Genomic DNA, 11363 nt, shown 5'->3' on the forward strand with positions numbered 1-11363 from the left:
ACCACCCGCCGGCTCCCGGTTGCACCACCCCCCGCCCCCCCCCGCCCGGTGGCGTGCCGCCGTGTGGCCCCCCGGCGCCCGGGGGTGTGGGGGTTGTGGGGGGGGGGGGGCCCCCCCCCCCCCGCCCCCGCCGGGGGCGCGCCCCCGGACCCCCGCGTGTGGTCTTGTTGTGATGTCGGCCACGCTTAAGCGGAGTGAACGATCCGTTCGGATCATGCGTATCTGCTGTCAGACGCGTTTTCGGCCCCTGGTGCGGGGCTCTTGGGACGTGCCTCTGTTGCCTGCCGTTGCGGCGGTCTTCTGTCGACTCAACCTGCTGGAGGCGTGTTTGTGACCCTGGGTGGGGCCGGGGTGGGAGAACTTGTGACGGAAACTCGCCTGTGTGACGATTCGGCGAGGAACGTCACTGGGTGATCGTCGGGCGGGCGCGTGGTCCACAGTGGACCGGCGGTGGGGTGGAGTGTCCACTGTAGAGCTCGGGGCGTGGTTCGGCCGTTCGGAAGAGCGTGGGTCCACCCGGGTGCGGGTATTGCTCCATTGGCTACATTCCGTAGTTTTTGCGGGGATACGCCCTATCACGCATCGTCATCCTCTTGTTATCTTGCGGCCATTTTCTGGCGGGAAAGACGCGCTGCATGTGGCTGGAAATCCTTGTAACGATGCTGAGAGAGTCGCCGATACCTTGCCGTGTGAAGCCCTCCGTGGGCACAGCGCGAAGTTCGAGCCGTGGTGACTGTAAGAAATCACTGCCCGTGACGCAGCGTGCTTGCGGACCCCGTTCGATCCCTGGTCCCGGGAGGTCATCAGATGGAAGAGTCGGTGCGGCCGTCTTACACGGTGAGCCAGCCACCGCCGCACATCGACCTCCAGGCCATTCCCCGACCCGCCCAGCGGGACGGCAAGCCGGCGGAGGTCGCCGGGACGCCGTCCCCCAAGGCACTGCCGGCGGCCTGGGAAGCGAGATACAGAGCCTGGGTCATCGGCAGCGACGTCTTCATCACGCTGCTGGTGATCGCGATCAGCGCGTTCGTCATCGATCGCGTTGCCCCGCACGACATGCACGCCTTCGGCACGATCCTCGCCGTCTTCGTCTCGCTGCCGGTCAGCCGGGCGTGGAGCTCGCGAGTGCTCGGCGAAGGCGCCGAGGAGTACCGCACGCTGGGCCGCGGCTTCATCACCGCGGCCGTCCTGGTCGCCTTGGGCGGCCTGCTGTTCGGCGCGCTCGAGGTCCAGGTGTGGGTGTTCGTCGTCGTCCCGGCGATCGCGCTCGTCGCGTTCCCGCAGCGGTACCTGCTGCGCCAGGTCCTGCACCGCAAGCGCGCCAAGGGACTCTGCCTCCTGCCGGTGATGGCCGCGGGCAGCCCGGAAACCGTCGCCGACCTGATCGCGCGCACCAAGTCCGAGGTGCACGTCGGGTGGCGCGTCGAGGCGGCGTGCACGTTCACGGGGCACGGCGCCGACCGCGACAGCGGCGAGATCGAGGGCGTCCCGGTGGTCGGGAGACTGGAAGAACTCTCGAGGTACGTGCGGCGCGGCGGGTACCGGGTCGTGGCGATCACCGCCGACCAGTACTGGACGCCGAAGCGCTTGCAGCGGCTGGCCTGGGACATGGAGGGCACCGGCGCCGAGATGGTCGTGGCGCCCGTGCTGATGGAGGTCGCCGGGCCCCGGCTCAACGTCACCGGCGTGCTGGGGATGCCGCTGCTGCGGGTCACGGCGCCGATGTTCACCGGCGGCCGCCGCGTAGTGAAGGAGATCGTGGACCGCGCGGGCTCGGCGTTCCTGCTGACCCTGCTTTCCCCGCTGCTGCTGGTGATCGCGCTGGCGATCAAGCTGAACGACCGCGGCCCGGTGATCTACCGCCAGCGCCGCGTCGGCCGCGACGGCGCGACGTTCACCATGCTCAAGTTCCGCACGATGGTCACCAACGCCGACGAGATCAAGAAAGCCCTCGCCGAAGAGAACGAAGGCGCGGGTCCGCTGTTCAAGATGAAGCGCGATCCGCGGATCACCCGCGTGGGTGGTTTCCTGCGCCGGTATTCGCTCGACGAAGTGCCCCAGCTGTTCAACGTCGTGTCCGGAAAGATGTCGCTCGTCGGCCCGCGGCCGCCGCTGCCGGAGGAAACCGCGCAGTACGCGCCGGACGCCCGCCGCCGGCTGCTGGTGAAGCCGGGCCTGACCGGGCTCTGGCAGGTGAGCGGCCGCAGCGACCTCACGTGGGCCGAGAGCATCCGGCTCGACCTGCGGTACGTGGAGGACTGGTCGCTCGCGCTCGACCTGGTGATCCTCTGGAAGACCTTCCGCGCGGTGATGGGCGGGCAGGGCGCCTACTGACCCCGTCCGGGCCGCGCACCGCGCACCACGGCCGCCGATCCCCTTCGAGGGGGCCGGCGGCCGTGTCATTTTCGCGCCGGGGAGCGGGCGGGGTGCCGCGCAGAGGGTCGGCTCGCGCACCCAGGCGGTCGGCTTGCGTGCCTGGACGGTCGGCTTGCGTACCCAGGCGGTCGGCTCACGTACTCAATGGGCAGGGCGGCCATCGCGGGCGGGGTACCCGGTCGGGTGATGGCTCGTCGCGGCTCGTGCGCGGGCGCCTGCCCGCTGTGATCCACACAACTGGTTGAACGCGAAATAGTTCAACGCTCAACCTCGTTGGACCGGGTACCTGACCAACGGAAGGAACCCAGCCCGATGACCACCTTTGCCGAGCAGACCGAGGCCCTCCAGGTTCCCGCGGACGTCCAGAACCTCCTGTTCCGCGAGGCTCGCACGGCCAACAGTTTCAGCTCCGAGCCGGTGACCGAGGAGCAGGTCCGCGCGATCTACGACCTCGTCAAGTGGGCCCCGACGTCGATGAACACCCAGCCGCTGCGGGCGCTGGTGCTCCGGACCGCCGAGGCGAAGGCCCGCCTGCTGCCGCACATGGCCCCGGGCAACCGGGACAAGACCGAAGCCGCTCCGCTGACCGTCGTGCTCGCCGCGGACGTCGACTTCCACGAGAACATCCCGCAGGTCTTCCCGCACGCCCCGCAGGTCAAGGACAACTTCTCCGACGAGCAGGGCCGCGTCGAGTTCTCCAAGCTCAACTCGCTGCTGCAGGTCGGCTACTTCATCATCGGCGTCCGCGCCGCCGGCCTGGCCGCCGGCCCGATGACCGGCTTCGACGCCCAGGGTGTCGACGACGAGTTCTTCGCGGACAAGAAGTGGCGCTCGCTGGTCGTCGTCAACGTCGGCAAGCCCGGCGAGAACCCCTGGTTCGACCGCCTGCCGCGGCTGGACTTCGACCAGGTCGTCGAAACCCTCTGACCCCCTGGTCCCCCGATCGGGCAGGCCGCTTCCGGACCCGGAGGCGGCCTGTCCGGCGTTCGCGGACGCGCGTGAGGCGCGCGCGGACCGGCGACTAGCATCGTCGGGGTCATCTCCGTCACTCCAGTCCGAGGAGCCATCGTGTCGCAGTCGCCCCCCGTTTCCCCCGTGGCCACCTCCCGCGTGGTGGTACCGGCGGGCACTACGGCGGGCGCGGCGGTCCGCGAGGCCGGCCTGCCGACCAAGGGCCCGGACACCGTTGTCGTCGTGCGTGACGCCGAGGGCAAGCTGCGCGACCTCGCCTGGGCGCCGGAATCCGACGCCGAGGTCGAGCCGGTCGCCGCGAACACCGAGGACGGCCGCAGCGTCATCCGCCATTCGGCGGCCCACGTGCTCGCCCAGGCCGTCCAGCAGCAGTTCCCGGATGCCAAGCTGGGCATCGGCCCGCCGGTGAAGGACGGCTTCTACTACGACTTCGCCGTCGACACTCCGTTCACCCCGGAGGACCTGCAGGCGCTGGAAAAGCGCATGAAGCAGATCGTGAAGGGCGCCCAGCAGTTCTCGCGGCGCGTTTTCGACTCCGTGGACGAGGCGAAGAAGGAACTGGCGGACGAGCCGTTCAAGCTCGAGCTCGTCGACCTCAAGTCCGAAAAGGACACAGTGGACACCTCCGAGGTGATGGAGGTGGGCGAGGGCGAGCTCACCATCTACGACAATCTCGACCCGCGCACCAAGGAACGTGTCTGGAGTGACCTCTGCCGTGGTCCGCACGTGCCGACCACGAAGTTCATCCCCGCGTTCAAGCTGACCCGCGTCGCCGCCGCGTACTGGCGGGGGAGTGAGAAGAACCCGCAGCTGCAGCGGATCTACGGCACCGCCTGGGAGTCGGCCGAGGCGCAGGACGCCCACCTCGAGCGCATCGCCGAGGCCGAGCGTCGCGACCACCGCAAGCTCGGCGCCGAGCTGGACCTGTTCTCCTTCCCCGAGGAGATCGGCTCCGGCCTGCCGGTGTTCCACCCCAAGGGCGGCATCATCCGCCGGGAGCTGGAGAACTACTCGCGCCGTCGCCACGAAGAGGCCGGCTACGAGTTCGTGAACACCCCGCACATCAGCAAGGGCGAGCTGTTCCACACCTCCGGCCACCTGCCGTACTACGCGGACACGATGTTCCCGCCGGTGCAGTTCGACGAGGAGAACTACTACCTCAAGGCCATGAACTGCCCGATGCACAACCTGATCTTCCGCTCGCGCGGGCGGTCCTACCGCGAGCTGCCGCTGCGGCTGTTCGAGTTCGGCACGGTGTACCGCTACGAGAAGTCGGGCGTGGTGCACGGCCTCACCCGCGTGCGCGGCCTGACGATGGACGACTCGCACATCTACTGCACCAAGGAGCAGATGCCGGGCGAGCTCCGGTCGCTGCTGAAGTTCGTGCTGGACCTGCTGGCCGACTACGGGCTTTCCGACTTCTACCTCGAGCTGTCCACCCGCGGCGACTCGGAGAAGTTCATCGGCGAGGACTGGGAGTGGGAGGAGGCCACCGAGACGCTGCGGCAGGCCGCCGTCGACTCCGGCCTCGAGCTGGTCCCGGACCCGGGCGGCGCGGCCTTCTACGGCCCCAAGATCTCGGTGCAGGCGAAGGACGCCATCGGCCGCACCTGGCAGATGTCGACCATCCAGCTGGACTTCAACCAGAACAAGCGGTTCGAGCTCGAGTACACCGCGCCGGACGGCACCCGCCAGACGCCGGTGATGATCCACCGCGCGCTGTTCGGGTCCATCGAGCGGTTCTTCGGCGTGCTGACCGAGCACTACGCGGGCGCGTTCCCGGCGTGGCTCGCGCCGGTGCAGGTGGTCGGCATCCCGATCACCGCCGACCAGGTCGAGCACCTGCAGGACATCGAGAAGGCGTTGCGCGCCAAGGGGATCCGCGCCGAGGTCGACGCGAGCGACGACCGCATGCAGAAGAAGATCCGCACGCACATCACGCAGAAGGTGCCCTTCATGCTGCTCGCCGGCGCGAAGGACGTCGAGGCGGGCGCGGTGTCGTTCCGCTTCCGCGACGGCGGCCAGATCAACGGCGTGCCGGTGGCCGACGCCGTCGCCGCCATCGCCTCGTGGATCGAGCGCCGTGAGAACGCGTCGCCGTCGGCCGAGGCGCTGGAGGCGGTCGTTCGGTGAGTGACGGTCCCGAACTCGTCGAGCAACAGGGCGTCGGGGTCCAGGACGCGTTCCAGCGGCTCTGGACCCCGCACCGGATGGCCTACATCAAGGGCCAGGACAAGCCGGACGGCGACGAGGACACCGGCTGCCCGTTCTGCCGCATCCCGTCCCTGGACGACAAGACCGGCCTGATCGTCGCGCGCGGCGAAGCGGTGTACGCGGTGCTGAACCTGTACCCGTACAACCCCGGGCACCTGATGGTGGTGCCGTACCGGCACGTCGCGGACTACACCGAGCTGACGGTGGAGGAGACCCGCGAGGTCGCCGAGTTCACCCAGCACGCGATGAAGGTGATCCGCGCGGTGTCGGGTGCGCACGGGTTCAACATCGGCCTGAACCAGGGCGTGATCGCGGGCGCGGGCATCGCGGCGCACCTGCACCAGCACCTGGTGCCGCGCTGGGGCGGCGACGCGAACTTCATGCCGATCATCGGCCAGACGAAGGTGCTGCCGCAATTGCTGGGCGAAACGCGGGATCTGCTCGCCGACGCTTGGTGAAACGCTCGAATGCCGTAACCGGCAAAGCCTGATTGAGTGTTCAACCGAGGGTATGATGGGGGTATGTCCGAAACCCGATGGCTCAGCGACGACGAGCAGCGCGTCTGGCGTGAGTTCAACGCGGCCACCCGCATGCTCAGCGCGCACCTCGAGGGTCAGCTGCAGCACGACTCGGGCATGCCGCACACCTATTACGAAGTCCTCGTGGCGCTCTCGGAAGCGCCCGGCCGCCGGCTGCGGATGAGCGAGCTCGCCGACGCGCGCCAGGCGTCGCGGAGCCGGCTCTCGCACGCCGTCGCGCGGCTGGAAGCCAATGGCTGGGTGCAGCGTGAAGCCTGTCCGACCGACAAGCGCGGCGCCTGGGCCGTGCTGACGGACGCCGGCTTCACCGCGCTCGAGGCGGCCGCGCCCGGGCACGTCGAGGCCGTCCGGGAGAGCCTCTTCGATCCGCTGACGCCGGAGCAGGTCGCCGCGCTCGGGGAGATCAGTGCCGCGATCCGGCAGCGTCTCTCGCCGAAGTGTGCCGCCGCGCAGGCTGCCGAAGAGGCGCGGGAACACGAGGGCGAGCTCACGAAATCGGGCTGAGCCGGGGCGGCGCGTCGGGTTCGCCGGGGTGGGTCGATAGGCTGCCATCGCCCACCCGATCCTCGTAGCCAGGTGCCTCAGACGAACCGATGCTCAATATCTTCGCGCGTGCCTCCGTTTCCCGCGTCACCGATCCGATCGGCCAGGCGCTGGTCCGCGTCGGGCTGACCCCGAACGCGATGACCGTGCTCGGCACGGCCGGCGCCGTCGTCTGCGCTCTCGTCTTCTTCCCGAACGGCTTCCTGCTCTGGGGCACCTTCACGGTGTGGGGCTTCGCCATGCTCGACCTCCTCGACGGCGCCATGGCCCGCGCCCGCGGCTACGGCACCCCGTTCGGCGCGGTGCTCGACGCCACCTGCGACAGGCTGGTCGACGGCGCCCTGTTCGCCGCGATCGCCTGGTGGTGCTTCGTCGTGGACGACAACCACCCGGCCGCCGCCGCGGCGCTGCTGTGCCTGGTGCTCGCCCAGGTCATCTCCTACGTCAAGGCCCGCGCCGACGCGTCCGGCCTGCCGGTGGACGGCGGGCTCGTCGAACGCGCCGAGCGGCTGATCATCGCCCTGGTCGGCACCGGCCTGCACGGCTTCGGCATCCCGTACACCGTGGACGTGACGCTGTGGCTGCTGGCCGTCCTGTCGGTCATCACCCTGCTGCAGCGCTTCGCCGCCGTGGCCAAGGCGGCCCGCGAGGCCGCCGCCGGGGAGCAACCCGCATGAGCAAGCTGTCGGAACGGCTCAGCGCCTTCGGCTACTCCGCCGGGTGGCGGCTGGCCGGCTGGCTGCCCGCCGGGTTCGGCAGCACGGTGTTCTCGCTCGGCGCGGACCTCGCCGTCCGGCGTGACGCCGGCGGAGTGCGGCAGCTGCGCACCAACCTCGCCCGGGTCGTGCCGCAGGCCGACCCCGCCGAGCTGGACGAGCTGACCCGGCGCGCGATGCGCTCGTACGCCCGGTACTGGCACGAGACGTTCCGGCTGCCGTCGATGGACCAGAAGGAGGTCAGCGGCAAGGTCGCGGCCTCCATCACCGGCGTCGAGAACCTCGACGCGGCCCTCGCCGAAGGCAACGGCGCGGTGATGGCGCTGCCGCACAGCGGGAACTGGGACATCGCCGGCGTCTGGTTGGCCGACTACCTCGGCGGGTTCACCACCGTCGCCGAGCGCCTGAAGCCCGAGTCGCTCTACCGCCGGTTCGTCGAGTACCGCGAGTCGCTCGGCTTCGAGATCGTGCCGCTGACCGGCGACAGCTCCGCGATGCGCGTACTGCTGAAGCGGCTCCGCGAGAACAAGGCCGTCTGCCTGGTCGGCGACCGCGACCTCACCACCAGCGGCATCCCGGTGAAGTTCTTCGGCGAGCAGGCCCGCTTCCCCGGCGGCCCGGCGCGGCTGGCCGCCACGACCGGCGCGGCGCTGATCCCGGCCGGCTGCTGGTTCACCGAGGACGGCTGGCAGATCCGCCTGCACCCGCGCATCCGCGTCACCGCGCGCGCCGAGGTCGCGGCCGCCACCCAGGCATTGGCCGACATCTTCGCCGGCGACATCGCCGCGCACCCGGCCGACTGGCACATGGTGCAGAAGTTCTGGCCGGCCGACCTGGACGACGGCGAGCAGGTCAGCCTGGAAGAGGCGAGCTGAGACGTGGCCACGCGTCCGATGCGGGTCGGGATCGTCTGCCCTTACTCCTTCGACGTGCCCGGCGGGGTCCAGGGGCACGTCATCGACCTGACGAAGGCGCTGCTGGCGCGCGGGCACCAGGTGTCCGTGCTCGCGCCCGCCGACGACGACGCCGACTTGCCGCCGTTCGTGCACCCGGCCGGCAAGGCACTGGGCATCCGCTACAACGGCTCGGTCGCGCGGCTGCAGTTCGGCCCGGTGTCCTACGCCCGGGTGCGCCGCTGGATCCGTGACGGCGACTTCGACGTCCTGCACCTGCACGAGCCCGCCGCGCCGAGCCTTTCGCTGCTGGCCCTGCTCATCGCGGACGGCCCGATCGTCGCGACGTTCCACACCGCGACCACGCGGTCGCGCACGCTCTCGGCGTTCCAGCCGGTGCTCCGGCCGCTGCTGGAGAAGATCACCGCGCGGATCGCGGTGTCCGCACTCGCCCGCCGGGTGCAAGTGGAGCACGCGGGCGGCGACGCCGTGGAGATCCCCAACGGCGTCGACGTCGAGTTCTTCTCCTCGGCGACACCGCTGCCGGGCTACCCGCGGGCCGGCGGCACGGTCGGGTTCGTCGGCCGGTTCGGCGAGCCGCGCAAGGGCATGGGCGTTCTCCTGGAGGCGCTGCGGCAGATCCTGCCGGAGTTCGAGGACCTGCGGCTCGTGGTGGTCGGCCGCGGCGACGAAGACCAGCTGCGCCGGGACGCCGGCCCCGAGCTGGCGCCGCACCTGGAACTGCTCGGGCAGGCCGACGACGACGAGAAGGCCCAGGCGCTGCGCAGCGTCGACGTCTACTGCGCGCCCAACACCGGCGGCGAGAGCTTCGGGATGATCCTCACCGAGGCGATGGCGGCCGGCACGCCGGTGCTGGCCAGCGATCTCGACTCGTTCCGGCGGGTCCTCGACGACGGCCACGCCGGGATGCTCGTCGAAACCGGCGACCCGGCGGCGCTCGCGGACGGGCTGCGCGAGCTGCTCGGCGACCCGGCGCGGCGGGCGTCGCTGGCCGCGGCGGCGGGGGAGCGGGTGACGATGTTCGACTGGTCGGTCGTGGCCACGCAGGTGCTGCGCGTCTACGAGACGGCCGTCGCCGCCGACCCCCGGCGCGTCGCGGCGCCGGAGCGGGAGCCGGCCCGGTGAGCGTGCTCGGCTGGCTGCTGCCGGTACTGGCGCTGGTCGTCGTGCTGGGCGGGCTCTTCCTGGTGGCGACGGCGAACCGGCTCGACCGGCTGCACATCCGGATGGACGCGGGGTGGGCCGCGCTCGACGCGGCGTTGGCGCGCCGCGCGGTGGTGGCCCGCGCTGTCGCGGTGGTGCTGGGCGACACGGGCCTGCGAGCCCTGGGCGAGCGTGCCGAAGCGGCCCCGCGGGCCGACCGTGAGGGCGAGGAAAACGAGCTGACGCTGCAGCTCAGCCGCGTCGACCGGGCGGGCCTGCCGGCCGAACTGGCCGAGGAGCTGACCGACGCGGAACACCGGGTGGTGATCGCCCGCCGCGTCCACAACGACGCCGTGCGCGACACGCTGCGGCTGCGCCGGCGGCGGAAGGTGCGGTACTTCCGGCTCGCGGGCACCGCGCCGCTGCCGGAGTACTTCGAGTTCGCCGAACCGGAGGTCTGACGTGTGGTGGGTGGTCGTCGAAGAACAGCACGGTGGCGGTGACGGGCGCACCTGGAACGTCACCAAGACGAAGCCGGCGGGCGGCGACCGGGCCCACGCCGACGAGGTGGCGCGGCGGCTCGCGTTCGAGCACCGGCCCGTGCACCCGTCGACGGTCAAGGAACGGAAGGTCCTGAGGGTCGGCGACGGCTACCTCGTGATCGCGACCGGCCGCACCGCGACGTTCCACTTCCGCGTGACCCTCGGCGAGACCGTCACCGAGCCGGCGGGCTGAGGCATGGGCTGGTGGGTCGTCGTCGAGGAGCAGCGCGGGACGGGTGACGGCCGGAGCTGGTCGCTCTCGGAGACGTTCCCGCAGCCCGACCGGGAGACGGCCGAGGCCGAGGCGCTGCGGCTCGCGCGGGAGTACCAGCCGGTCCACCCGTGGTCGCCGTTGTCGCGGAAGGTGCTGCGCGGCCCGGGCGGCTACCTGGTGGTCGTCGAGGGCCGGACGTCGACGTTCCACTTCCGGCTGAGCGTGCTCGAAGAGATCTGAAACCACGCGGTGCCCGGCCGCGTCGGACCGGCATGAGTTCGACGTGGTGGGTGGTCATCGAAGAGCAGGGCGGCATGGGTGACGGCCGGGGCTGGGGCGTCGCGGAGGCGACGCCGTACCCGGACCGCGAGAGTGCGGAGGACGACGCCCGCCTGCTGGCCAAGCAGCACCGGCCGCCGCGGCCGTCGTCGCCGCAGAAGCGGCTCGTCATGCGCGTGACCGACGGCTACCTGGTGCTCGTGAGGGGCAAGACGGACCTGTGGCAGTTCCGCGTGACGGTGGGCGAGCAGGTCGGCGGCTGACAGACTGGGCGGCATGAGTGAGACCTGCGACGTCGCCCACGGCAAGGCGGCGGCCGACCCGGACGTCCGGACCCTGGTGGCGGTGTTCGCGTCGCCGGTTTCGCGGTACCTGCTGAAGTTCGCGCGGGACCTCGGCTACCACGTCGCGCTGTTCGAGCCGGACGCCGCGCGCGCCACTGACGTGCCCGACGGCTTCGAGGCCGCGACCACGCTGCCCGCACTCGACGGGACCGCCGACGTCGTCGTCACCGACCACCACCGGCCCGAGCTCGGCGAGGTGCTGAAGGCCGCGCTCGGCCAGGAGCCCCGGTGGATCGGCGTGCTCGGCAACCCGCGGCACCCGGGCCCGCACGTGTCCGCGCTGCAGGGGCTCGGCGTGGCCGAGGCCGACATTGCCCGGGTGCACCGGCCGGTCGGGCTGAACATCGGCTCGCGGACCCCGCCGGAGATCGCGGTGGCCACGCTGGCGGGCCTGCTGGCCGACCGCAATGACCGCCCGGGCGGCTTCGACTTCTGACGTGGCTCGGGCCGGAATGCCATGAAGGGCACCCTCATGGCTCTTAAGTGGCTCTTTGCACCGATGTGTGGGTGGTTGAGCGTGGCGTGAAGGGGCGCACGCCGTTGTCCGGCTTAGTTTCTGGCTTGTCG

13 protein-coding genes are annotated in these 11363 nt (G+C 70.9%); all 13 read left to right on the forward strand.

The genetic code is table 11. The annotated features are described in order from the left end of the window. Positions 1-807: 807 nt before the first annotated feature. Complete coding sequence (locus QQ657_RS56150) at positions 808-2334, forward strand: sugar transferase (RefSeq protein WP_284750686.1); 1527 nt, start codon at positions 808-810, stop codon at positions 2332-2334. Positions 2335-2688: 354 nt separating this feature from the next. Further along, positions 2689-3303 (forward strand): malonic semialdehyde reductase, encoded by a 615-nt coding sequence (locus QQ657_RS56155; RefSeq protein WP_284750687.1) that lies wholly within the window; start codon positions 2689-2691, stop codon positions 3301-3303. Positions 3304-3444: 141 nt separating this feature from the next. Beyond that, positions 3445-5481 (forward strand): threonine--tRNA ligase, encoded by a 2037-nt coding sequence (gene thrS, locus QQ657_RS56160; RefSeq protein ID WP_284750688.1) that lies wholly within the window; start codon positions 3445-3447, stop codon positions 5479-5481. Further along, a complete protein-coding gene (locus tag QQ657_RS56165; protein WP_284750689.1) occupies positions 5478-6020 on the forward strand; it encodes an HIT family protein in 543 nt (180 codons plus the stop codon). Before thrS ends, QQ657_RS56165 begins: the two co-directional genes overlap by 4 nt. 63 nt (positions 6021-6083) lie before the next feature. After that, entirely contained in the window at positions 6084-6605 is a 522-nt protein-coding gene (locus QQ657_RS56170; protein WP_284750690.1) for a MarR family winged helix-turn-helix transcriptional regulator, read from the forward strand. An 89-nt stretch (positions 6606-6694) separates the two neighbouring features. Then, the gene (gene pgsA, locus QQ657_RS56175) at positions 6695-7321 is read left to right on the forward strand and encodes a phosphatidylinositol phosphate synthase (RefSeq protein WP_284750691.1); all 627 of its coding nucleotides are present in this window, start codon (positions 6695-6697) and stop codon (positions 7319-7321) included. Beyond that, on the forward strand, positions 7318-8235 hold the full coding sequence (locus QQ657_RS56180) for a phosphatidylinositol mannoside acyltransferase (protein ID WP_284750692.1): 918 nt from the start codon (positions 7318-7320) through the stop codon (positions 8233-8235). Before pgsA ends, QQ657_RS56180 begins: the two co-directional genes overlap by 4 nt. Before the next feature lie 18 nt (positions 8236-8253). Further along, positions 8254-9399, forward strand: coding sequence for a glycosyltransferase family 4 protein (locus QQ657_RS56185; RefSeq protein ID WP_284750698.1), 1146 nt, complete (start codon positions 8254-8256; stop codon positions 9397-9399). Then, positions 9396-9878: an NUDIX hydrolase gene (locus tag QQ657_RS56190; RefSeq protein WP_284750693.1), complete on the forward strand. Its 483-nt coding sequence runs from the start codon at positions 9396-9398 to the stop codon at positions 9876-9878. The genes QQ657_RS56185 and QQ657_RS56190 overlap by 4 nt, the downstream gene beginning before the upstream one ends. 10 nt (positions 9879-9888) lie before the next feature. Further along, on the forward strand, positions 9889-10152 hold the full coding sequence (locus QQ657_RS56195; RefSeq protein WP_284750694.1) for a hypothetical protein: 264 nt from the start codon (positions 9889-9891) through the stop codon (positions 10150-10152). A 3-nt stretch (positions 10153-10155) separates the two neighbouring features. After that, positions 10156-10413: a hypothetical protein gene (locus QQ657_RS56200; RefSeq protein ID WP_284750695.1), complete on the forward strand. Its 258-nt coding sequence runs from the start codon at positions 10156-10158 to the stop codon at positions 10411-10413. A gap of 32 nt (positions 10414-10445) precedes the next feature. After that, the gene (locus QQ657_RS56205) at positions 10446-10715 is read left to right on the forward strand and encodes a hypothetical protein (protein WP_284750696.1); all 270 of its coding nucleotides are present in this window, start codon (positions 10446-10448) and stop codon (positions 10713-10715) included. A gap of 13 nt (positions 10716-10728) precedes the next feature. Continuing rightward, positions 10729-11232 carry an XdhC family protein gene (locus QQ657_RS56210; protein ID WP_284750697.1) on the forward strand — a complete coding sequence of 168 codons (504 nt, stop codon included), beginning with the start codon at positions 10729-10731 and terminating at the stop codon, positions 11230-11232. Positions 11233-11363 lie beyond the last annotated feature (131 nt).

The organism is Amycolatopsis ponsaeliensis, from assembly GCF_030182635.1.
Lineage (GTDB): Bacteria > Actinomycetota > Actinomycetes > Mycobacteriales > Pseudonocardiaceae > Amycolatopsis > Amycolatopsis ponsaeliensis.